We start from the raw sequence: 21,896 nt of genomic DNA on the forward strand, positions 1-21,896 counted from the left end.
ACCTTCTCCCTGCCAATCGTCATCTTGCCAGTTGCCTATGTTTCCGTCACGGTCCCGCCGACCCGCACGGGCACGCTCAAAACCGCGGCCGATCACGCGGATCCCGTAACCATGGTGCCGCTCCCCAGGCCGGCCACTCGCCGACCTGGCAATCGGCACCGGCGTGACGGTAGCGGTAGTCGCCGCGGCCGTGGCCCCGGATCACCCGCAACGCCGCTCCCGGGTGACAAGCGGCACGGACTTTCTGGACACGAGGGACGACGCCCGTCACCGCACGGCCCGCGCTGCCGGGCCGATCGGCCAACCGCGTCCGTGTCGGCCGGCTATTGGAAGAGGTTGACGTTTCTCTTCTCCGTGCTCAGGTAGTCGGCGGCAGAGTCGTCGAGGGCCAGTTTGATGTCGCGCAGCATGGCCTGGAGGTCGGCCGAGGCCGCGCGCCAGCGGGACTGGCGTTGGTCGTAGGCCTGCCGGGCGTCGCCGTCCCAGGTGGCGATGAGCGGTGCGGCGTCGCGCTCGAGTTGGGCCAGTTGGCTGTCGAGGGTGTTGAGGGCCTTCTGGATGTCGGCGCTGGCCTGTTGCAGGGCCGGAAAATTGACGACCAGGATGTCGTCGTTCATCGGGTAGCTCCTTTACAACGGCAGCTGGATGCCGCGGTTGGTGGTGGCGATCCGGCTGGCGGCGTCGCTGTCGGAAGCCTCGTATTGCCGGCCGGCGGTGCGGATCGCGCCGGCCGTCTCGCGCAGGGCGCGTTGCATCGCCGCCTGGTCTTGTGACCACTGCCGCTTGACCTGCTCGAACGAGCGGCCGCCGGCGCCGCGCCACGCCGTCTGCAGGACGGCGAGCTCGGCCATGAGGCTGGTCAGCATGCTCTGCAGAGACTCGTCGACCTGCTCGAACCTGGCGGCGGTCTGCCGCATCACCGCCGCTTGTGCCTGCGTCTGGGCCACTCGGACGTCACCTCGCTTCGTGTCGAAGTTGGCGAATGTCTCGCACGCCGGGCATGACGCTAAACCCTCGTGACACACGTTCGGTAGCCCCGGAAACACTCGCTGTGGACAAATTTCTGCCTGTGGATAGCGTCAAACAGGGGCTTGCGCCCGGGCAGGATCGAGTGGTGCACCCGAACCCACCAACGCCACGACCGCCGCTGGCAACCGCACCGGCCGCACCTGTCCATATCCCAGCATCGCCAGCGTGTCAGCGCCGACGACGGCATGCCGCCGGCCCAGGTCCGTGACGACGCTGACCGTGCCGCCGCTCGCGCCAGGCGCCACGACCGCCTCCACCAACGCCGCCCGGCCCGGCGGCACCGCCACGTAGTCGGCACCGCCGTCCCGCGTTCTCGCGGCATCCGCGACATCGGGCAGGTCGGCGTCGACCACGAGGTCGGCTACGCCGCGGTCGTCGCGCACCACCGCACACAGCGCGCCCGTGAAGGCTCCGACCAGCGAGGGAGTCACCGTGGGCACCAGACCTGCCGGCACCAGATCCGGCGCCTTGTCGATGGCGGCGAACCGGCCCTGGGTCAACTCCGTCGGCTCGTCCTGCCGGTTGGCCGTCAACAGCAGGTCCGCCTGCACCTGGGTGATGCCGGCGAGGCCGGCACGCACCGCCACCGCATACTGCCGCTCACCGCCCTGACTGGTCACCACGAACACCTCACCGATGCGCGCCGACGGCACACCGACCGACCGGTCACCGACGTCGGCGATCCGCGGCACGGCCAGGTCGGCGCCCTCCGGCAGCGCGTCGAGCAACGCCGGGGCGACGGCGATCGGTCGTGCCGTCGTCCAGCCGAGCGCGGTCAGCGAGAGGCGGGGGTCGCGTACCCGATAGCGGTGGTTCTGCCAGACCAGATGCACGGAGCCGTCCGGATGTCGAGCCAGCACCGCCCGCTCACCGAGTCGCACGCCACCTGTGCTTGTCGCGCCAACGAGCACCACCGACGCAGGCCCCGGCGACACACACACCGTCCAGGGTGGACCGAGCAGGCGACCGGCGGCGGGCAGGGAGTCGGGTGCGTCGGCGATGCCCAGCGTGCTGCCGCGCGGCACCCCCTCGATCGAGCGGCGCGACACCAGCACGGTCTTCGGCTGCGGCGACCCCACCGCGAGCAACGCCGACGAATAGTTGACGACCAGGTGCAGCTTGCCGTCGCGGTAGACATACCGCGCGCCCGACTCACGCTCGACGATCACGGCGGAGGTGTCGCGCCAGGCGGTGCCGCCACCATCGACGAGCGCGCCATAAACGACGAATCCGCCCCAGACGATCGCCGCCACCAAAACGCCGGCCAACGCCGCGCCGGCCCCGCGCCGAAATGGCGGCTGGGCCGGGTCGGTCTCGCGCATGACCAGGGCAGATACGACCCGCTGCACCTGAAACTGGTAGGAGTGCAGCTGATCCTGCCGCGACGGCATCGGGGCTCCCTCATGGGCGGTGACGGTTCTAGGATGCGGCGAGTAACCGCGCCGAATACGGAGGGGAGGCTATCGCGATGACATCGACCGCGGTGCACCCCTTCCGCAAGATGGCACGCGCGGGCCCACGTGATCCACAATGGACGCCGCTGCGGGCTGGCCAGATCGTGGTCGCCCAAGCCGCCGTCGCGGGCGTCCTGGCCGCACTCGGCCATGGCCCGCTCGTCTTGGCCACCGCCTGCACCCTCGGTGCCGCGGTGGTGATTGTGGCTTTTGCCCGGGTACGCGGCCGCTGGCTCCACAGCTGGCTCTCGATCGGCATCCGGTATGCGGCCCGGCGCCACTCACTGCCGGCCCATGCCACACCGACCGAACTGATGCGCTTCCTCGCCCCTGACGTGGCCCTGTCGCCAGACGCCACGTTCGTCGACGCCGACGGCCTGGTCACCGTCTTCGAAATGGACGAGGCGGTTGTCGGATCCGAGCCAGCCACGCTGCCCGACTTGGCGGCACTGCACGGCCCGGCCGAACCACACGGACCGCACGGCATGCGCGGCACGACCGGACCACACAGCATGCTCGGCGTGCTCGGTCCGCACGGCACGACCGGACCGCACACCATGCCCGGCCCGCACGGCATGCTCGGCGTGCCCGGCCCGCACCGCACGGCCGGGGCGCACGGCATGACCGGGACGCGATTCATCGCGGAGGCGCCCAGGACAGCGGGGGCTGGAGCCGACGCGACCGAGCCGATCCAGGTTTCCATTCACCTCCTGGTGACGGCCACTGCGGCGCCCGCGTCGGGGTTGAGCGACTCACTGGCGGGCGCCTCTTATCGGCAGTTGACCGGCGACCGGGTGCTGGCCGGGCGTCGAACCTTCGTCGTCCTGCGGGTCCATCGGCCGCCGGGCTGGTCGGACGCCGATCTGCGGCCGACGCTCGCCGCCGTCACCCGGCGCGTCACCAAACGCCTTGGCCCGCACCGGCGGCTGGACCACGAAGAGGGCCCGGCGACGCTGGCCGAACTCGCCCACCACGAAGGGGCCGGCGGCGTCGACGAGCGTTGGTCCTTCGTCGTGATCGGGGGGCTCTGCCAGGCGACCTACCGGCTCACGGTCTTCGGGGACGCGGACAACGTGGCACGGTTGGCGCAACGCGTGCCCACCCTCCCGACCGCCGCGACGACGCTCGCCGACGGCAACGGCTCGCGGAGGCCGACGGCGATGGGCGGCGACCGCGGGCGGCGGCCCGTGACCACCTTGGCGGTCCGTCTCGCGGCGACCTCGCCGGAGGAGTTGGCACACGCCGACCGAGCCCTGCGGCACCTCGCCACGGCCGAGCGGGCAACCGTGCGCCGCCTCGACGGTGAGCACCGATTCGCAACGGCGGAGACGCTCCTCGTGGGTGGATACGCGCGATCTCTGGGACTCAGACCCTCAGATCCGCGGGCCGGCAACGCGGATCAGATGGCTGGCGGGCCGCCCGAGCAGCCGCGACCGGACGCCGCTCATCCGGTTGCGCCGCCACCGACATCGACACCGAGGCCGAGACCGCGGCCACGACCACGTCAACCGCGGCCGGCAAGGTCGGGCCAGCAGACTGCAACGCCGAACCGCCACCCGCTGCCTCCGGCGGGGCTGGTGCTTGGCTACGACCGATACGGGATGCCCGTCGTCGCCCGGATATTTCGGCCTGGGGCTACCCGGGTCGTCGTCGTCGGCGGGCTGCGCACAGCACACCTCGTCGCGTTCCGGGCTCTGGCCCTGGGTGCCCGGATCGACGTGCGAACTCGTCGGTGGGCCGCCTGGAGCGGCTTCGCCGACGACGCCGGCGCTCCCCCGCACGCCATCACGGTGACCCCCGACGCGGCGGCCGTCCCGCCGTGGGCCGCGGGCGTCGGCACGCCAGACGTGGCCTTTCGCGGCTCGACGCACAGCGGGCCAGGGTCGAACGGTGCAGGAACGCCGCTGCGGCCGACCTTGACCATCGTCGACGCCGCCACGCGCGCGCTGGTTGCGGCTGCCCGGCGCTCGCCCAACGGGAGCCAACCAACAGGCGATCGTGACCAGGGCTGGGTGACCACACCACAGGCCGCACCGCAGACCCGCTCAGGCAGCCCGCCACAAAGAACCGGCCACGGCGGCCGGTCGACCCCGCGCTGGCACGCCACCGTCACGATCCGCGACGAACTCACCGAAGCGGACAAGGGCCTGCTCACGGCCGCCGACCTCGTCGTTCTCGACGCCATCGGCCCCGACGAAGCCAAACTCGTCAGGGACGTCTTCGACGTCGAGGTCGACCACCTCGGCCATGACACGGTCGCCCTCATCGGCAGGGGGCACCCGCCCACCTGGGCCACGCTCGCACCGACCCCGATAGAACGGTCCAGGCACAACACCGAGTGATGTCGATGCGTCGCAGCCCGTGAGCAGGGCGGGAAACTGACGGTGAGGGGGCGACTCGGGGCGATCTCCATGGCACTATGCCGCGCATGGGTTTCATGAAGGGTGTTCTTGTCCGGCTGCTGGCCACGGCGTTCGCGTTCTGGCTGGCCACCCTGATCATTCCGGGCATCACGCTGGACACCGACTCGACCGGGCAGGTCGTGCTCACCGTCGTTCTGGTCGCGGTGATCTTCGGTGTGGTCAATGCCGTGCTTCAGCCGATCATCAAGACGCTCGGCTGCGGTCTTTACATCCTGACGCTCGGGCTGATCGCCATCGTCGTAAACGCCTTGCTCTTCCTGTTGACGGGATGGATCGCCGAGCAGGTCGACCTGCCGTTCGACGTCGAGAACTTCTGGCCAGCCGCGGTGCTCGGTGCGCTCTTCGTGAGCCTCGTCACCTGGGTGCTGGGTCTGATCTTCGATCGCGACTGAGCACGACGGCAAAACAGCAGAAACCAGCCCGGACACGGGCCGCGGCTGGTGCATTGGCCCGCGACCGTCGAACGGTCGCGGGCTAGCGTCGTCTGCGTGGAGATAAGCACGGCGCACGACATCACCAGGACGGCCACCCGCGACGGGTACGAGCTCTCCACCGACCCCGACCGCATCGACGTGGACCGGGTCTACGACTGGCTTTCCACCGACGCCTACTGGGCCAAGGGCCGCCCGCGCGAGGTCGTCGAGCGGTCGTTCGCCAACTCGGTGTTGTTCGGGATCTACAAAGACGGCCAGCAGGTGGCCTTCGCCCGGGTGGTGACCGACCGGGCCACGTTCGGCTGGCTGTGCGACGTCTACGTCGTCCCGGCCGAGCGCGGCCACGGCCTCGGCACCTGGCTCGCCGAGGCGGCACGCGACACGCTGGCCGAGATCGGCGTACTCCGGATCATCCTGGCCACCTGGGACGCCCACGGCGTCTACGCCAAGGCCGGCTTCGTGCCGGTCGCCCGCCCGGACCGCTGGATGGAGATCGACCGGCGGAACACTCCATGACGGAGCTGCGCAAGGGCTACCTCTTCGGCCTCAGCGCGTTCTTGCTCTGGGGCTTCATGCCGCTCTACATCAAGCAACTGCACGATGCCGGCTCGCTGGAGATCCTGGCCCACCGGGTGGTCTGGTCGGTGGTGCTGGTCGCCCTGATCCTCGCGGTCCTCAGAAAGGGACGGCAGGTCGTCGCGCTCCTCAAGAAGCCACGGACGGTCGCGATCATCGCCTTCGCCGCCGCGCTGCTGGCCGTCAACTGGTGGATGTACATCTACGGCGTCAACAGCGACCGGGTCGTCGAGACGGCCCTGGGCTACTTCATCAACCCGCTGGTGACCGTCGTGCTCGGGGTCACCGTGCTGCGCGAGCGCCTGCGCCCGGCGCAGTGGCTCGCGGTCGGCATCGGCGCGGTCGCGGTGCTGGTGCTCACCATCGACTACGGCCGGCTGCCCTACATCGCGCTCACCCTGGCGGTCAGCTTCGGCGGCTACGGCCTGGTGAAGAAGCGGCTCAACCTGGCCGCCGCGGAAGGGCTGCTGGTCGAGTCCGGGGTGCTGGCGATCCCGTGCCTCAGCTACCTGATCTGGCTGACGAGCACGCCGCACAGCACGTTCGGCGACCACGCACACACCACGATCCTGCTGGTGCTGGCCGGCGCGGTCACCGCGGTGCCGCTGCTGTTCTTCGCCGGCGCCGCCAACCGGATCCCACTGTCGGCCCTCGGCATCCTGCAATACCTGACGCCGATCCTGCAGTTGGCCCTCGGCGTCTTCCTCTACCACGAGCCGATGCCGCCGGCCCGCCTCGCCGGCTTCGCCCTCGTCTGGCTCGCCCTGATCGTCTTCACCGCCGACGGACTCCGCACGGCACGAGCCAACCGCCCGACGGTAAAACAACGAGAACTGGCCAAGACCTAAGGCACGTCGTACGCGAGCAGCGCCGTCCCGTCATACCGGGTCAGCTCCAACCGCGCGAGTTCCCGCCCGGTGAACCGGGTCGCCCCGTTGAACTCCACCGTCTCGCCGGCCTGGGCCGACCACGACCCGACCTGTTCCTTCGAGCCGTCGGCACCGTGCGCCACCAACCGGAACGTCCACGCCTTCGACGACCTGGTCTCGCCGGCATCGTAGGTGCAGCGCATGCTGATCTCGGTGCCCCACGAGGTGCCGTTGACCCCGATGTCGGCCTTGACCGGCACCGCGCCGTTGACCGGCTGCATCGCCACCAGCTTGACGCCGACCTGGGTGCCGCGCGCGGCGATCGGCCCGGCACCGGCATCGCCGCCGAACCAGCCGGCCTCGGCCCCGGCCACGCCGACACCCACGACCGCGGCGAGGGCCGCGGCGGCCAGGGCGGCGCCCGCGTACCGCCGACGCCTGATCTTGCGGATCCGGCGGCGTTCCGCGCCCACGGCGGTGAGCAGCGCGGGCATCCGATCCTCGGGCGGCGCCGGAGCCGACGGGTCCAACCCGCTCGGGTCGGTGAGCCGGCCCAGCAGGCCGGGCAGCACCGCGATCTCGGCGACCGCCTCCCGGCATTCGAGGCAGCCGGCCAGGTGCCGCTCGTATTCGGCACGCTCGCTGGGCGACAGGGCACCCAGGACGTAGGCGCCGTCGTCGAGCGCGTGCGGACAGTTGGTCACTGGGTCACCCCCATCTCCTCCAGTACGAGACGCAACGAGCGCAGCGCGTAGTGCGTGCGCGATTTCACCGTGCCGGGCGGCACGCCGAGCCGGACGGATGCCTCCGCGACCGAGCGGCCCTGGTAGAAGCACTCGACCAGCACGTCACGGTGGGCTGGCGACAGCCGCGCCAGCGCCTCCGCGACCGTCCAGGCCTCCACCGCCCGGTCGGCCTCGTCGACCTCGGGCGGCGGTTCGGGCAGGTCGTCGGTCACCACCTCGCCGACCCGCGACGCCCGTCGGCGCCACGCGTCGATGGCGAGGTGTCGCGCGGTGGTGAACAGCCAGGCCCGCACCGAGCCGCGCTCCGGGTCGAGCGCCTCCGGATGGCGCCAGGCTCGCAGCAACGTCTCCTGCACCAGGTCTTCGGCCCGTTGCCGGTCGCCGCTCACCAACCGCAACGCGTGCGCGAAGAGCGCGTCACCGTGCTCTTCGTTGAGCGCGCGCAGCAACTCAGCGTCGTCGTCGGCCAAGCTTCCGGGCCTCCCCTGATCTGTCCCACTCCAACGCACGCACGGCGCGCGTCAGCGGTTCAGCCGTTTCCGTTGTCGGGCGCGCCCAGTGCGTCGGAGACCGAGCGGGCGACCGCGAGCAGCTTCGCCCGCACAACGCGAGCTGATGTCATCATCTCCGCCGCGGGCAGGGCGCAGGCGAGCACCACCCTGCGTTCCATGTCACGGTCGGGCGAGACGATGACGGCCGCGCACGCGACACCCGGGCGGTATTGCCCCATCTCCAGGTGCATGCCGCGCCGTTCGCCGGCCGCGAGGTCGCTCTCGAACGCCTCGGTGGTGGTCAGGGTCTGCTGGGTGAACGGCCGCATCCCGTATTCGCGGAGGTAGCGGAAGCGCTGGTCGGGGGTGAGGGTGGCGAGCAGGGCCTTGCCGAGGGCGGTCGCGTGCGCGCCTTCGTCGAACCCCGGGACCATCTCCTCCAGGTAGGGCGACCGCGGTCCGTCCGCCGACGCTGTCACGGCGACCTGGCCGCCTACAAACCGGCCCAGGTAGTGGCTGTAGCCGGTGTCAGCGGCCGCTCGGCGCAGCGCGTCACCGACCGCGGGCGGGCCACGGAACGCCGCGACCAACTCCCGGTAGCGGTCGGCGACCTCGAGCCCGACGATGTAGGTGCCGTCTTCCCGGCGGATCACGTAGCCCTCGTAGGCCAGGGTGCGCACGAGGTGATAGGTCGTCGCGACGGTCAGCTCGCAGCGGCGGGCGACCTGCTTCACGGTGAGGCCCTTCGGGGCCCGTCCGACCGCTTCCAGCACCCGGAGGGCGCGGGAGACGCTGCGAATCAGGTCCGATGGTTCTGCCAGAGGATCGCGCACACCCACCTCCGCGGGCCGGGGCTTACACCATATGAAAAAGCTCCCGTCCGCGAAATGCCTGTTGGTATCGAGAACGCCAAATTTCTCGACACGGAGCGTCGATGCGCCCGATACGCGGAGTTCATCCGCCCCACAGTGTCGGCGACCTGACCGACGAAGGGGTGACTAGCCGGTGCGGTCGGCGATGAAGTCGCAGAGCGACTCGAGGGCGGCCCGCGTCGGGTTGGCCGGCAACGGCGCCAGCCGCTCCCGCGCCTCCTCGGCATAGCTGCGGACCGTCTCGCGGGCCCGCTTCATCGCCGCGGACTCGCGCAGCAGCACCAGCGCCTCGGCGTGCAGGTCGTCGTCGGTGACCGGGCCGGCGGCGAGGATCTCGCGCAGCCGGGCAGCCGCCGGGTCGGTGTCGTCGGAGGCCAGCGCGTAGAGCACCGGCAGCGTGGGCACGCCCTCGCGCAGGTCGGTGCCGGGCGTCTTGCCGCTCTGCTCCGACTCGGAGGCGATGTCGAGCAGGTCGTCGGAGAGCTGGAACGCGATGCCCATCTTCTCGCCGTAGCGGGCCAGCGCCTCGGTCTGCTCCGGGGTGGCACCGCCGAACATGCCGCCGAACCGGGCGGAGGTGGCGATCAGCGAGCCGGTCTTCTCGGCCAGCACGTCGAGGTAGTGCGCCACCGGTTCGCCGTCGCGCGGGCCCACCGTCTCGGCGATCTGACCGTGCACGAGCCGGGCGAACGTGCGCGCCTGCAGCCGGACGGCATCGGGGCCCAGATCGGCGGCGAGATCGGCGGCCCGGGCGAAAAGGTAGTCGCCGACCAGGATCGCGACCGAGTTGGTCCATCGTGAGTTGGCGCTGCGGACGCCGCGCCGCACGGGCGCCTCGTCCATCACGTCGTCGTGGTAGAGCGTCGCCAGGTGCGTCAGCTCCATCACCACGGCGGCGGGCACCACCATCGGGGCCGTCGCGTCGCCGAACTGCGCGCCCAGCGCGACCAGCAATGGCCGGAACCGCTTGCCGCCGGCCTCGACGAGGTGCCGTGCGGCTTCGGTGACCATCGGGTCGGCGCTGGTCACGCAGGTGCGCAACTCGTCTTCGACGGCCGCCAGCACCGCACGCGCGGACGCCTCGACCTCAGGATCGACGAAGTCGACCCCGATCGAGGTCAGGTCCTCAGCCCCCCTCACCACGTAACCCACGATGCCACACCACGAAATCGACTCAGCGTGGGGATAGGCCTCGCAACCACCGGAAATGCCGGAAGGGGGCCGCCGTAGCGACCCCCTTCCGACAAACCTCCGCTAACGGATGAACTGCCCAGCCGTGTCGGACAGGTTGAGCAGGGGCGCCGGGGCCACACCGAGCACCAGCGTGGCCGCCACGCCGATCACCAGCGACGCGGCGGTGAGCGCACCCGGCACGGCGATCGTCGGGGTCGACTCACCGGGCTCCGAAAGCCACATCATGACCACCACGCGCAGGTACGGGAACGCCAGGATCATGCTGGTGATCACACCGGCGATGACCAGCCAGGTCTGCCCACCCTCGAGGGCCGCCCCGAACACCGCGAACTTGCTGATGAAGCCGCTGGTGAGCGGGATGCCGGCGAACGCGAGCAGGATGAAGGTGAAGACACCCGCGAACACCGGCGAGCGCCGGCCCAGGCCCGCCCAGCGGGACAGGTGGGTGGCCTCGCCGTCGGCGTCACGAACCAGGGTCACCACCGCGAACGCGGCGATCACCGTGAAGCCGTAGGCGACCAGGTAGAACATCGAGCTGGAGATGCCCTGGCGGCCGCCGGCGAGCACGCCGACCAGCAGGTAGCCCGCGTTGGCGATCGACGAGTAGGCCAGCAGTCGCTTGAGGTCGGTCTGCGTCACCGAGAGCACCGCGCCGACCAGCATGGTCAGGATCGCGACCGCGCCGATCACCGGGGTGAAGTCCCAGCGCGCGCCGTCGAAAGCGACATAGAGGATGCGCAGCAGTGCACCGAACGCGGCGACCTTGGTGCAGGCGGCCATGAACGCGGTGACCGGCGTCGGCGCGCCCTGGTAGACGTCGGGCGTCCAGACGTGGAACGGTGCCGCGGCCGCCTTGAAGAGCAGGCCGATCGCGATCATCGCCAGGCCGCCGAAGAGCAGCGCCCGGTTGGCCGGCGACGCGGTCGCGGCCGAGTGGATGGTCGCGAAGTCGACACCACCGGCCTGCCGGCCCGGTGCCGCCTGCACCGACGCGGTGAAGCCGTAGACCAGCGCGACACCGAACAGGAAGAACGCCGACGCGTACGCGCCGAGCATGAAGTACTTGAGCGCGGCCTCCTGGCTGACCAGCCGCCGGCGGCGGGCCAGCGCGCACATCAGGTAGAGGGGCAGCGAGAGCACCTCGAGCGCGATGAACATGGTCAGCAGGTCGTTGGCCGAGACGAAGAGCATCATGCCAGCGACCGCGAACATGGCCAGCGGGTAGACCTCGGTCGCGCCGTCGGCGCGGGCGGCCTGCCGGCGGTCGTCGTCGGAGCCCACCGTGATCGCCGCCTGGGCGACGAACGGGCCGCCCTTCTCCAGCGCCCGCTCGCCGATCAGCAGCACCGCCATGACGGCGAGCACGACGATCGAGCCCTGCAGGAACAGCGCGGGGCCGTCGACGGCGATCGCCTGGCCGGCGGTGACCAGCCGGGTGTCGGCCTGGGTGATCAGCACCACCAGGGCCGCGATGAGACCGGCCAGCGCGACCACGAGCTGGGTCAGGTAGCGACCGCGCTTGGGGACGAAGGCCTCGACGAGCACACCGAGCGCCGCCACACCGAACACGATGAGCATCGGTGCGATCGCCGCGTACGCGATGTGCGGGAAGTTGATCGTCATTTGACTGCTGCCTCCGTGGTGGTGCCGGAGATGGGAGCCGGATCCGACTTGCCCACGTCTTGCATCGTGGCCTGGACGGCGGGGTTGATCACATCAGTGACCGGCTTCGGGTAGAAGCCGAGGAACAGGAGCAGCAGGATCAGTGGTGCGACCACCAGCTTCTCCCGCACGCTCAGGTCACGCCGCATGGCCGGCGCTTCGGCCAGGCTCGGGTTGAGGGTGCCCTGTGTCGTCCGCTGCACCATCCACAGCACGTAGGCGGCCGCGAGGATGATGCCGACCGTCGCGATCACCGCCACCGTCTTGTGGACGGTGAACGTGCCGATCAGCACCAGGAACTCGGAGACGAACGGCGCCGTGCCGGGCAGGGCCAGCGAAGCCAGACCGGCGAAGAACAGCACCCCGGCCAGCACCGGCACCAGCTTGCCGGCACCGCCGAAGTCGCGGATGTTCGACGAGTTGCGGCGCGCGACCAGCATGCCGACGACCAGGAACAGCAGGCCGGTGGCCAGGCCGTGGTTGAGCATGTAGAGCACCGCGCCGGTGCCGGCCTGGGTGGTGAACGCGAAGATGCCGACGCCGATGAAGCCGAAGTGCGCGATCGACGTGTAGGACACCAGCCGCTTGAGGTCGTTCTGCCCGATGGCCAGCAGCGCGGCGTAGATGATGCCGATCACCGCCAGCGCGATCGCCCACGGCGCGAACCAGCGCGACGCCTCCGGGAACAGCGGGAGGCAGTAGCGCAAGATGCCGAACGTGCCGACCTTGTCGAGCACGCCGACCAGCAGCGCGGCCGCGCCGGCCGGAGCGGCGCCACCGGCGTCCGGCAGCCAGGTGTGGAACGGGAAGAACGGTGCCTTGATCGCGAACGCGATGAAGAAGCCGAGGAACAGCCAGCGCCCGGTGTTGGTGGCGAAGTCGCTCTGGGTCAGCTGGACCCAGTCGAACGTGTGGCCGCCGACCACCCACAGGCCGATCACCGCGGCCAGCATGAACAGGCCGCCGACCAGCGAGTAGAGGAAGAACTTGACGGCCGCGTACTGCCGCTGGTGCCCGCCGAAGCTGCCGATGAGGAAATACATCGGTACGAGCATGACCTCGAAGAACACGTAGAACAGGAAGACGTCGGCGGCCGCGAAGACGCCAATGATCGTGCACTCGAGCACCAGCAGCAGCGCGAAGTAGGTCGGGATGCTGCGCCGGCTCTTGTCGGCGTCGTGCCACGAGGCCAGGATCACCAGCGGCACCAGCACCGTGATCAGCATCAGCATCACCAGCGCGATGCCGTCGACCGCGAAGGTGAACCGGGCGTCCCAGGTGGGGATCCACGGGTAGGACTCGCGCAGTTGCAGCCGCTCGCCGCCGGCGTTGAACGCGATCCACATGACCACCGACAGCACGAAGGTCAGCAGGGACCACCCGAGGGCGACCACCTTGGCTGTCTCGGGCTTCGATTTGGGCAGGCACCAGACGACGATCGCGCCGAGGAGCGGCAACCCCGTCAGCACCGAGAGGTACGGGAAGTCCTGCATCGCTAGCTCAGCCATCCCATCTGCACGGCGACGAACGCGGCGACCACGAGCAGCGCGCCGGCCATCATTGACATCGCATACGACCGGACGAAGCCGGTCTGCAGCCGGCGCAACCGGCCGGAGCCGCCGCCGACCGCGGCCGCGAGGCCGTTGACCGCGCCGTCGATGCCCCGGTTGTCGAGGTAGACCAGCGCGCGGGTGAGGAAGATACCGGGCTTCTCGAAGACGATCTCGTTGAAGGCGTCGGCGTAGAGGTTGCGGCGGGCGGCCGTGACGACCGCGCCGGCCGGCTGCTCGGCCAGCGCGGTGCCGCGCCGGAAGAGCAGGTAGCCCAGGCCGATGCCGGCGAACGTGAGCACCAGCGAGAGCGCGGTGATCAGGCCGTGCGACATGACCGGTTCGAGGTCGTGCGCCTCGCCCGGCAGCGGCGGCTCGAGCCACTTGGCGACCGGGGTGGCCATCAGGCCACCGGCGACCGCCGAACCGATCGCGAGCAGCACCAGTGGACCGACCATGATCGGTGGAGACTCGTGTGGGTGCTCGATCTCATCGGTCCAGCGCTTCGGGCCGAGGAAGGTGAGCACCCAGAGCCGGGTCATGTAGAACGCGGTCAGCCCGGCGCCGAGCAGCGCGGCCCAGCCGTAGAGCCAGGCGGTCCAGCCGTCGCGCTCGAAGGCCGCGACGATGATCGGCTCCTTGGTGAAGAAGCCGGAGAAGCCGGGGAAGCCGACGATCGCGAGCCAGCCCGCGGTGAACGTGGCGAACGTCCAGGGCATCAGCTTCCACAGGCCGCCGAACCGGCGGATGTTGACCTGGTCCTTCATGCCGTGCATGACCGAACCGGCGCCGAGGAACATGTTGGCCTTGAAGAAGCCGTGCGCCAGCAGGTGGATGATCGCCAGCGCGTACGCGCCGCCACCCAGGCCCACACCGAGGAACATGTAGCCGATCTGGGAGACCGTCGACCAGGCCAGAACCCGCTTGATGTCGTCTTTTGCCGCGCCGATGATGCAGCCGATCAGCAGCGTCAGCGCACCGACGCTGACCACCACCGTCTGGAGCACCTCGTTGGCCGAGAAGATCGCGTTGGAGCGGGCGATCAGGTAGACGCCGGCGGTGACCATCGTGGCCGCGTGGATCAGGGCGGAGACCGGGGTCGGGCCCTCCATCGCGTCGGGCAACCAGGCCTGCAGCGGGAACTGGCCGGACTTGCCGGTCGCGCCGAGCAGGAGCAGCAGGCCGAGCAGCAGGACGACCGTCGAGGACAGCCCGCCGACGCCGTTGAACACGTCGGCGTAGTTGGTCGAGCCCAGGTAGGCGAACATCGTGAAGATCGCGATGACCAGGCCGGCGTCGCCGACGCGGTTCATCAGGAACGCCTTCTTGCCGGCCGTCGCCGCCGCCGGGCGGGTGTACCAGAACGAGATCAGCAGGTAGGACGCCAGGCCGACGCCCTCCCAGCCGAGGTAGAGCATCACGTAGTTGTTGCCGAGGACCAGCAACAGCATCGCGGCGGCGAAGAGGTTGAAGTAGCCGAAGAAGGTGTGCCGGCGCTCGTCGTGCGCCATGTAGCCGACCGCGTAGAGGTGGATCAGGAAACCCACACCCGTGATCAGCAGGCAGAAGACCGCGGCCAGCGGGTCGAAGAGCAGACCGATGTCAACCTTGAGGTTGCCGACGTTGATGAACTCCCACAGGTTGCGCTCGACCGCCCGGTTGGGCTGGTCGCGCAGCGAGAAGAAGTAGATCAGCGTCAGCACGAACGCGGCACCGATCGCCGCGGTGCCGAGCCAGTGCGAGAACTTCGCGCCTCGGCGCCCGAGCAGCAGGATGACCGCCGCGCTCACCAGCGGGATGGCGATGAGCAGCCATACGCTGCCCAGTACGCCCGTCGCGTGGGCGTACTCGATCGTCTGTTCCACGAATGCGGCCCCTCTAGTACTTCAGCAGGTTCGCGTCGTCGACGCTCGCCGACCGTCGCGTCCGGAAGATCGTCATGATGATCGCCAGACCGACCACGACCTCTGCGGCAGCGACGACCATGACGAAGAACGCGATGATCTGCCCGTTGAGATTGCCGTTGATCCGGCTGAACGTGACCAGTGCCAGGTTGGCCGAGTTGAGCATCAGCTCGATGCACATGAACAGCACGATCGCGTTGCGGCGGATCAGCACCCCGACCGCGCCGATCGTGAACAGGATGCCGGCCAGCACCAGGTAGTAGCTCGGGTTCATTTCTCGGTGCCCTTCGGGGCGGACTCGCGCGGGCTGAGCTCACGCGTAGGGAGGATCTCGGGAATGCTGCGCACGTTGAGCGAGCCGTCTGGCAGGCGCGCCGGCGTGGCGACCGAGTCTGAGGTGGCGTAGACGCCCGGCCCCGGTGCGGGTGCCGGGTAGTTGCCGGGGCGGAACCGCAGCCGCATGATGTCGGGCTGGCCCAGCCGTTCGCTCTTCGGCTTGTGGATGTGCGCCAGCACCATCGCGCCGACCGCCGCCGTGATCAGCAGCGCGGAGGTCACTTCGAACGCGAACACGTAGTTCGTGAACAGCAGCGCCGCGATGCCCTGCACGTTGCCGTTGCGGTTGGCCTCGACCAGGCCGACCGCGTCGGTGTCGCCGACCGCGCGGGCGAGCAGCGTGCCGACGAGCCCGGCGAAGCCGAGGCCGACCAGGATGGCCGCCACCCGCTGCCCGCGCAGTGTCTCGATCAAGGAGTCGGACGCGTCCCGGCCGACCAGCATCAGCACGAACAGGAACAGCATCATGATCGCGCCGGTGTAGACGATGATCTGCGCGAGGCCGATGAAGGGACCGGCCTGCACGACGTAGAAGACGCCCAGGCTGAGCATGGTCAGCACCAGGAACAGCGCGGAGTGGACGGCGTTACGCGCCGCCACCATCCCGATCGCGCCGAGCAGCGCGAGCGGGGCGAGAATCCAGAAGGTGACCGCCTCGCCGGTGGTGACGGTCGCCGCGAGCGCGACACTCGTCATGATGCTTCTCCTGTCGCGTCTTTCGTGCCGGTCTCGGACCACGGCGCCTTCTCCGCGCCGGCCGACGTGCCGGGGTTGGTCAGCGCGCCGACGTAGTAGTCCTTCTCGGTGTCGCCGAGCCGCATCGGGTGCGGCGGCTGCTCCATGCCCTGCAGCAGCGGCGCCAGGAGCTGCTCCTTGGTGAAGATCAGGTCCTGGCGGGAGTCGCGGGCGAGCTCGTACTCGTTGCTCATCGTCAGCGACCGGGTCGGGCACGCCTCGATGCACAGACCGCAGAAGATGCACCGGGCATAGTTGATCTGGTAGATGCTGGCGTACCGCTCACCGGGCGAGAAGCGCTGCTCGTCGGTGTTGTCGCCGCCCTCGACGTAGATCGCGTCGGCCGGACAGGCCCAGGCGCACAGCTCGCACCCGATGCACTTCTCCAGCCCGTCCGGGTGCCGGTTGAGGATGTGGCGGCCGTGGTAGCGCGGTGCCGCCGGAGCCGGCTCGAACGGGTAGTCGGTCGTCACGATCTTGCGGAACATGTGCGAGAACGTGACGCCGAAGCCCTTGAACGTGCCCGTGATGGCGCCCATCTCAGTCTTCCTTCTCTTCGGTCGGGGTGGCGTCGATGACGGCCGCCGGCCCACCGCCCACGTTGGCCGGCTGCCGCTCGGCCACGCCGCGCCGGGCCCGCGGGCTCGGCGGCACCACCAGATCCATCGGCGGCAGCGGGAAGCTGCCCTGCGGCCGGCGGTTGACCTGTTCCTGCAGCGGCACGTCGGCCCGCCGCTTGCGGTCGGGCCAGAGCAGCGCGATCAGCAGGATGACGACCAGCGCGCCGCCGATGATGCTCCAGCGCACCGCCTGGCTGTCTTCCTTCTGGAGCACCCGGATGCCGGCCAGCGCCAGGATCCAGACCAGGTTGATCGGCAGCAGCACCCGCCAGCCGAGCCGCATGAACTGGTCGTAGCGCAGCCGGGGCAGCGTGCCGCGGAGCCAGACGAAGACGAACACCAGCAGGATCACCTTGGCGAAGAACCAGATCAGGCCGAACCAACCCTCGTTGGCACCGGACCAGATGCTGATCGGCCAGGGCGCCCGCCAGCCGCCGAGGAACAGCGTCGTGGCCACCGCGGAGACGGTCACCATGTTGACGTACTCGGCGAGCATGAACAGCGCGAACTTGAGCGAGCTGTATTCGGTCATGAAGCCGGCGACCAGCTCCGACTCCGCCTCGGGCAGGTCGAACGGCGCGCGGTTGGTCTCACCGACGGCCGAGATGGCGTAGACGATGAAGCTGGGCAACAGCAGGATCGCGTACCAGCCCGGCGCGAACAGGTCGAAGCCGCCGAGCGAGACGCTCCGGTCGCTGCCGGCCTGCGCGGCCACGATGCCACTGGTCGACATGGTGCCGGCGGTCATGAAGACCGCGACGATCGACAGACCCATGGCGACCTCGTACGAGATCATCTGGGCGCTCGACCGCAGGCCACCGAGCAGCGGGTAGGTCGAGCCGGAGGCCCAGCCGCCGAGCACGATGCCGTAGATGCCCATCGAGGAGGCGGCCAGGATCACCAGCACCGCCACCGGCACGTCGGTGACCTGCAGCGGCGTGTGGTGGCCGAACATGCTCACCATCGGGCCGAACGGGATCACGGACAGCGCCGTCACCGCGCAGATGACCGAGATGGTCGGCGCGAAGAAGTAGACGACCTTGTCGGCGGCCTTCGGGAGGATGTCTTCCTTGAAGGCCATCTTCAGGCCGTCGGCGAGTGTCTGCAGCAGGCCGAGCGGGCCGACCTGGTTGGGGCCGGGACGCACCTGCATGAAGCCGACGACGCGCCGCTCGAACCACACGCCGAGCAGTGTCGCGAGCACCGCGAAGACGAACGCGACAACGATCTTGATGAGCGCGATCCACCAGGGATCGTGCCCGAAGTCGGACAGCGTCGGGTCCTGCGCGAGGTAGACCGCAGGCGTCATCGAGCCCCTCCAGCCGAGATCGAGACGACCGCACCGGAGGTGACGCCGAGCGTCCGCCGGGTGGTCGCGCCGGGCGAGTTGGTCGGCAGCCAGACGACGCCGGCCGGCATCTCAGTGATCATCGCCGGCAGGGTGACCGCACCGCGGCCCGTGCCGACCGTCACCGCGTCACCGTCGGCGACGCCGATGGTCTCGGCGGTCGCCTTGTCGAGCCGGACCACCGGCGGGCGGGCCGTGCCGGCCAGCTCCTCGTCGCCGTCGAGCAGGCTGCCCAGGTCGATGAGCTGGTGCCAGGTCGCCAGCACCGCTTCGCCCTCGGCCGGCTCCACCACGTCGGCCGGCTCGTGCGCCGGTGCCTGCGGGCGGTCGGACCGGGTCACCGGCAGGCCGCCCAACTCGCGGCGGACGAGGTTGACGTCGCCGGTGCCGAGCGTGACGTCGAGCGCGGCGGCCAGCGCGTCGAGCACCCGGCCGTCGTTCATCGCGTCGGTGTGCAGCACCGTCTCGAAGGTGCGCAGCCGGCCCTCCCAGTCGAGGAAGCTGCCCGCCTTCTCGGCGACCGGCGCGACCGGGAAGACCACGTCGGCGCGGCGGCTGACCGCGCTGCGCCGGACCTCCAGGCTGACCAGGAACGGCACCGTGTCGAGGGCCTGCTCGGCCAGCCTCGGATCGGCCAGGTCGGCGGGGTCGACGCCGGCGACCACGAGGGCGCCGAGCCGGCCGCCGGCGGCCGCCACGATCATCGCGTCGGTGTCGCGGCCGGGCTGGCTCGGGATGACCCCGGCCGCCAGGTCCCACGCGCCGGCCAACTCGGCCCGCGCCGCCGCGTCGGTGGTGAGGCGCCCGCCCGGGAGCAGGTTCGGCAGGCAGCCGGCGTCGACGGCACCGCGGTCACCCGCGCGCCGCGGCACCCAGGCCAGCTTCGCGCCGGTGCGCTCCGCCAGTGCCGCCGCGGCCGACAGGCCACCGGGCACCGAGGCCAGCCGCTCGCCGACGAGCAGCAGCGCGCCCGGCGCCTTGAGCGCCTCGGCGACGACGTCGTGCTCCGCGAGCACCCGGGCCTCTTCGCCAGGGATGATCCGGGCGACCTTGGCGCCGAGCTTCTCCAGCCCGCGGGTCACGTAGGGGGAGAGCGCGTAGATCGGCAGCTTGCGCTTGGTGAACTGCTTGCGCAGGCGCAGGAAGAGGATCGGCGCCTCTTCCTCCGGCTCCAGGCCCACGATGACCACGGCCGGCGCCTTGTCGACGTCGGCGTAGGTCACCTCGGTGGTGCCGACCACGGAGGAGGCCAGGAACTCGGTCTCCTCAGCCGAGTGCGGCCGGGCCCGGAAGTCGATGTCGTTGGTGCCCAGGGCGACCCGGGCGAACTTGGCGTAGGCATAGGCGTCTTCGACGGTCAGCCGGCCGCCGGTCAGCACGCCGACGCCGTGGGCGCCGTCGCGGGCCGCGCGCAGCCCGTCGGCGGCGACGCGGAGCGCCTCGCTCCAGGACGCCTCGCGCAGCTCACCGGTGCCGGAGTCGCGGACCAGCGGGGTGGTCAGCCGGTCGGTGGCCGTCGCGTAGCGGAAGCCCCACCGGCCCTTGTCGCAGTTCCACTCCTCGTTGACCGCCGGGTCGTCGCCGGCCAGCCGGCGCAGGACCTTGCCGCGGCGGTGGTCGGTGCGCTGCGCGCAACCGGCCGAGCAGTGCTCGCAGACCGACGGAGACGACACCAGGTCGAACGGGCGGGAACGGAACCGGTATTGCGCTCCGGTCAGCGCGCCGACCGGGCAGATCTGCACGGTGTTGCCGCTGAAGTAGGAGTTGAACGGCACGTCACCGGCGGAGTCGTCGCCGGCGTCGCCGTCGTAGACCTCGTCGCGGTAGACGTTGATCTCTTCGGCGCTGCTGCGGTTCATCAGGTCGATGAACTTGTCGCCGGCGATCTCCTCGGAGAACCGGGTGCAGCGCTGGCAGAGCACGCATCGCTCGCGGTCGAGCAGCACCTGCGAGGAGATGTTGATCGGCTTCGGGTATTCGCGCTTGTGCTCGTGGAACCGCGAGTCGGCGCGGCCGGTCGACATCGCCTGGTTCTGCAGCGGGCACTCACCGCCCTTGTCGCACATCGGGCAGTCGAGCGGGTGGTTGATCAGGAGCAGCTCCATGATGCCCTCCTGTGCCTTCTTGGCGACCGGAGAGGTGAGCTGCGTCTTGACCACCATGCCGTCGGCGACCGGCTGGGTGCACGAGGCGACCGGCTTGCGCTGCCCCTCGACCTCGACCAGGCACTGCCGGCAGGCGCCCGCGGGCGCCAGCAGCGGATGGTCGCAGAACCGCGGGATCGCGATGCCGAGCTGCTCGGCAACCCGGATCAGCAGCGTGCCCTTCGGCGCGGTCACCTCGACGCCGTCGATGGTCAGCGTGACCTCGTCGGCCTTCTTCGCTACGTCGGTCATCAGTGCGCCCCCACGAGAGCCTTCTCGGACAGCCGCGGAGCCGTCCGGCCCTCGATGTAGTCGAGGTAGTCCTGCTTGAAGTACTGCAACGAGGACGTCACCGGGCTCGTCGCGCCGTCGCCCAGGCCGCAGAATGAGCGGCCCAGGATGTTGTCACAGGTGTCGAGCAGCGTGTCGAGATCCTCGTGGGTGCCCTGGCCGGAGAGGATCCGCTCGTAGACCCGCACCATCCAGTAGTTGCCCTCGCGGCACGGCGTGCACTTCCCGCACGACTCGTGGTGGTAGAACTCCAGCCACCGGTAGGTCGCGTAGACCGGGCAGTCCTGGTCGGAGAAGATCTGCGTCGCCGTGGTGCCCAGGATGCTGCCGGCGCCCGCCACGCTCTCGAAGTCGAGCGGCACGTCCATGTGGTCGGCCGTGAGCAGCGGCGTCGACGAGCCGCCCGGGGTCCAGAAGCGCAGCTGGTGGCCGGGCTGCATGCCGCCGGCCAGCTCGATCAGCTCGCGCAGCGTGATGCCCATCGAACACTCGAACTGGCCGGGGTTGTTGATCCGGCCGGACAGCGAGTAGATCATCGGGCCGGCCGACTTCTCGGTGCCCATCGTCTTCCACCAGTCGGCGCCGCCCAGCACGATGTAGGGCACGCTGGCGATGGTGCCGACGTTGTTGACCACCGTCGGCGAGGCGTAGAGGCCGTGCGTCGCCGGGAACGGCGGGCGCAGCCGCGGCTGGCCGCGGAAGCCCTCCAGCGAGTCGAGCAGCGCCGTCTCCTCGCCGCAGATGTAGGCGCCGGCGCCGCTGTGCACGACCACGTCGAGGTTGAAGCCCGAGCCGAGGATGTCGCGGCCGATGTAGCCCTTGTCGTAGGCCTCGACGACCGCGTTGCGCAGCCGGCGGGCGGCGTGCACGGCCTCGCCGCGGATGTAGATGTAGGCCCGCTCGGCGCGGATCGCGTAGCTGGCGATGATCACGCCCTCGATCAGCGAGTGCGGGTCGTGGGTCATCAGCGGCAGGTCTTTGCAGGTGCCCGGCTCGCCTTCGTCGGCGTTCACCACCAGGTAGTGCGGCTTGCCGTCGCCCTGCGGGATGAAGCCCCACTTGAGGCCGGTCGGGAAGCCGGCGCCGCCGCGGCCGCGCAGGCCCGAGTCCTTGATGAGCTGGATCAGGTCGTCGGGGTGGGCCTTGAGCGCCTTCTTGAGCGCACCGTAACCGTCGAGCTGCTCGTAGGTCTTCATCGTCCAGGCGTTGGGCGACAGC

At 70.1% G+C, this 21,896-nt stretch carries 20 protein-coding genes; 4 read left to right on the forward strand and 16 right to left on the reverse strand.

Features of this window, described 5'->3' with window-relative positions; translation table 11 throughout:
• Nucleotides 1-323 precede the first annotated feature (323 nt).
• The 3 genes from AB0J74_RS19900 to eccB all read right to left on the reverse strand — a co-directional run bounded on the left by AB0J74_RS19900 (nucleotide 324) and on the right by eccB (nucleotide 2,420).
• Complete coding sequence (locus AB0J74_RS19900) at nucleotides 324-617, reverse strand: WXG100 family type VII secretion target (RefSeq protein WP_363449866.1); 294 nt, start codon at nucleotides 615-617, stop codon at nucleotides 324-326.
• A 12-nt stretch (nucleotides 618-629) separates the two neighbouring features.
• Nucleotides 630-947, reverse strand: a complete 318-nt coding sequence (locus AB0J74_RS19905) for a WXG100 family type VII secretion target (RefSeq protein WP_363449868.1) — start codon at nucleotides 945-947, stop codon at nucleotides 630-632.
• Nucleotides 948-1,079: 132 nt separating this feature from the next.
• Nucleotides 1,080-2,420 (reverse strand): type VII secretion protein EccB, encoded by a 1,341-nt coding sequence (eccB, locus tag AB0J74_RS19910; RefSeq protein ID WP_363449870.1) that lies wholly within the window; start codon nucleotides 2,418-2,420, stop codon nucleotides 1,080-1,082.
• Between the two features lie 77 nt (nucleotides 2,421-2,497).
• Here eccB and AB0J74_RS19915 point away from each other — a divergent pair, with 77 nt between their 5' ends.
• The 4 genes from AB0J74_RS19915 (at nucleotide 2,498) to rarD (ending at nucleotide 6,764) form a co-directional block, all read left to right on the forward strand.
• Nucleotides 2,498-4,825 (forward strand): hypothetical protein, encoded by a 2,328-nt coding sequence (locus AB0J74_RS19915; RefSeq protein ID WP_363449872.1) that lies wholly within the window; start codon nucleotides 2,498-2,500, stop codon nucleotides 4,823-4,825.
• A gap of 86 nt (nucleotides 4,826-4,911) precedes the next feature.
• Nucleotides 4,912-5,298: a phage holin family protein gene (locus AB0J74_RS19920; protein ID WP_363449874.1), complete on the forward strand. Its 387-nt coding sequence runs from the start codon at nucleotides 4,912-4,914 to the stop codon at nucleotides 5,296-5,298.
• 102 nt (nucleotides 5,299-5,400) lie between these two features.
• On the forward strand, nucleotides 5,401-5,856 hold the full coding sequence (locus AB0J74_RS19925; protein ID WP_363450238.1) for a GNAT family N-acetyltransferase: 456 nt from the start codon (nucleotides 5,401-5,403) through the stop codon (nucleotides 5,854-5,856).
• Nucleotides 5,853-6,764: an EamA family transporter RarD gene (gene rarD / locus AB0J74_RS19930; RefSeq protein ID WP_363449876.1), complete on the forward strand. Its 912-nt coding sequence runs from the start codon at nucleotides 5,853-5,855 to the stop codon at nucleotides 6,762-6,764. The genes AB0J74_RS19925 and rarD overlap by 4 nt, the downstream gene beginning before the upstream one ends.
• Here the strand turns inward: rarD and AB0J74_RS19935 are convergent.
• The 13 genes from AB0J74_RS19935 to nuoF form a co-directional block, all read right to left on the reverse strand.
• Entirely contained in the window at nucleotides 6,761-7,489 is a 729-nt protein-coding gene (locus AB0J74_RS19935; RefSeq protein ID WP_363449879.1) for a zf-HC2 domain-containing protein, read from the reverse strand. The two genes, rarD and AB0J74_RS19935, sit on opposite strands and share 4 nt — an antisense overlap.
• Nucleotides 7,486-7,980, reverse strand: coding sequence for a sigma-70 family RNA polymerase sigma factor (locus tag AB0J74_RS19940; RefSeq protein WP_363450241.1), 495 nt, complete (start codon nucleotides 7,978-7,980; stop codon nucleotides 7,486-7,488). The genes AB0J74_RS19935 and AB0J74_RS19940 overlap by 4 nt, the downstream gene beginning before the upstream one ends.
• 80 nt (nucleotides 7,981-8,060) lie before the next feature.
• On the reverse strand, nucleotides 8,061-8,855 hold the full coding sequence (locus AB0J74_RS19945; RefSeq protein WP_363449881.1) for an IclR family transcriptional regulator C-terminal domain-containing protein: 795 nt from the start codon (nucleotides 8,853-8,855) through the stop codon (nucleotides 8,061-8,063).
• 165 nt (nucleotides 8,856-9,020) lie between these two features.
• A complete protein-coding gene (locus tag AB0J74_RS19950) occupies nucleotides 9,021-10,034 on the reverse strand; it encodes a polyprenyl synthetase family protein (RefSeq protein ID WP_363449883.1) in 1,014 nt (337 codons plus the stop codon).
• Between the two features lie 114 nt (nucleotides 10,035-10,148).
• The gene (gene nuoN, locus AB0J74_RS19955) at nucleotides 10,149-11,711 is read right to left on the reverse strand and encodes an NADH-quinone oxidoreductase subunit NuoN (protein ID WP_363449885.1); all 1,563 of its coding nucleotides are present in this window, start codon (nucleotides 11,709-11,711) and stop codon (nucleotides 10,149-10,151) included.
• Nucleotides 11,708-13,243: an NADH-quinone oxidoreductase subunit M gene (locus AB0J74_RS19960; RefSeq protein WP_363450243.1), complete on the reverse strand. Its 1,536-nt coding sequence runs from the start codon at nucleotides 13,241-13,243 to the stop codon at nucleotides 11,708-11,710. The genes nuoN and AB0J74_RS19960 overlap by 4 nt, the downstream gene beginning before the upstream one ends.
• 2 nt (nucleotides 13,244-13,245) lie before the next feature.
• Entirely contained in the window at nucleotides 13,246-15,165 is a 1,920-nt protein-coding gene (nuoL, locus tag AB0J74_RS19965) for an NADH-quinone oxidoreductase subunit L (protein WP_363449887.1), read from the reverse strand.
• Nucleotides 15,166-15,178: 13 nt separating this feature from the next.
• Nucleotides 15,179-15,478, reverse strand: coding sequence for an NADH-quinone oxidoreductase subunit NuoK (gene nuoK, locus AB0J74_RS19970; RefSeq protein ID WP_116067379.1), 300 nt, complete (start codon nucleotides 15,476-15,478; stop codon nucleotides 15,179-15,181).
• On the reverse strand, nucleotides 15,475-16,236 hold the full coding sequence (locus AB0J74_RS19975; protein WP_363449889.1) for an NADH-quinone oxidoreductase subunit J: 762 nt from the start codon (nucleotides 16,234-16,236) through the stop codon (nucleotides 15,475-15,477). The genes nuoK and AB0J74_RS19975 overlap by 4 nt, the downstream gene beginning before the upstream one ends.
• A complete protein-coding gene (nuoI, locus tag AB0J74_RS19980; RefSeq protein WP_363449891.1) occupies nucleotides 16,233-16,814 on the reverse strand; it encodes an NADH-quinone oxidoreductase subunit NuoI in 582 nt (193 codons plus the stop codon). Before nuoI ends, AB0J74_RS19975 begins: the two co-directional genes overlap by 4 nt.
• A 1-nt stretch (nucleotide 16,815) precedes the next feature.
• Nucleotides 16,816-18,204, reverse strand: coding sequence for an NADH-quinone oxidoreductase subunit NuoH (nuoH, locus tag AB0J74_RS19985; RefSeq protein WP_363449893.1), 1,389 nt, complete (start codon nucleotides 18,202-18,204; stop codon nucleotides 16,816-16,818).
• Nucleotides 18,201-20,639, reverse strand: a complete 2,439-nt coding sequence (locus tag AB0J74_RS19990) for an NADH-quinone oxidoreductase subunit G (protein ID WP_363449895.1) — start codon at nucleotides 20,637-20,639, stop codon at nucleotides 18,201-18,203. Before AB0J74_RS19990 ends, nuoH begins: the two co-directional genes overlap by 4 nt.
• A complete protein-coding gene (nuoF, locus tag AB0J74_RS19995; protein WP_363450245.1) occupies nucleotides 20,639-21,874 on the reverse strand; it encodes an NADH-quinone oxidoreductase subunit NuoF in 1,236 nt (411 codons plus the stop codon). The genes AB0J74_RS19990 and nuoF overlap by 1 nt, the downstream gene beginning before the upstream one ends.
• Nucleotides 21,875-21,896 lie beyond the last annotated feature (22 nt).

It is taken from the genome of Asanoa sp. NPDC049573 (assembly GCF_040676615.1).
Taxonomy (GTDB): domain Bacteria; phylum Actinomycetota; class Actinomycetes; order Mycobacteriales; family Micromonosporaceae; genus Asanoa.

What these genes read in the sequence shown, in the direction of transcription:
- eccB (WP_363449870.1), bottom strand. Translation starts at nt 2,420, where the DNA reads ATGCCGTCGCGGCAGGATCAGCTGCACTCCTACCAGTTTCAGGTGCAG.
- nuoF (WP_363450245.1), bottom strand. Translation starts at nt 21,874, where the DNA reads ATGAAGACCTACGAGCAGCTCGACGGTTACGGTGCGCTCAAGAAGGCG.
- rarD (WP_363449876.1), top strand. Translation starts at nt 5,853, where the DNA reads ATGACGGAGCTGCGCAAGGGCTACCTCTTCGGCCTCAGCGCGTTCTTG.
- AB0J74_RS19975 (WP_363449889.1), bottom strand. Translation starts at nt 16,236, where the DNA reads ATGACGAGTGTCGCGCTCGCGGCGACCGTCACCACCGGCGAGGCGGTC.
- AB0J74_RS19920 (WP_363449874.1), top strand. Translation starts at nt 4,912, where the DNA reads ATGGGTTTCATGAAGGGTGTTCTTGTCCGGCTGCTGGCCACGGCGTTC.
- nuoI (WP_363449891.1), bottom strand. Translation starts at nt 16,814, where the DNA reads ATGGGCGCCATCACGGGCACGTTCAAGGGCTTCGGCGTCACGTTCTCG.
- nuoK (WP_116067379.1), bottom strand. Translation starts at nt 15,478, where the DNA reads ATGAACCCGAGCTACTACCTGGTGCTGGCCGGCATCCTGTTCACGATC.
- AB0J74_RS19990 (WP_363449895.1), bottom strand. Translation starts at nt 20,639, where the DNA reads ATGACCGACGTAGCGAAGAAGGCCGACGAGGTCACGCTGACCATCGAC.
- AB0J74_RS19915 (WP_363449872.1), top strand. Translation starts at nt 2,498, where the DNA reads ATGACATCGACCGCGGTGCACCCCTTCCGCAAGATGGCACGCGCGGGC.
- nuoN (WP_363449885.1), bottom strand. Translation starts at nt 11,711, where the DNA reads ATGACGATCAACTTCCCGCACATCGCGTACGCGGCGATCGCACCGATG.
- AB0J74_RS19960 (WP_363450243.1), bottom strand. Translation starts at nt 13,243, where the DNA reads ATGCAGGACTTCCCGTACCTCTCGGTGCTGACGGGGTTGCCGCTCCTC.
- nuoH (WP_363449893.1), bottom strand. Translation starts at nt 18,204, where the DNA reads ATGACGCCTGCGGTCTACCTCGCGCAGGACCCGACGCTGTCCGACTTC.
- AB0J74_RS19900 (WP_363449866.1), bottom strand. Translation starts at nt 617, where the DNA reads ATGAACGACGACATCCTGGTCGTCAATTTTCCGGCCCTGCAACAGGCC.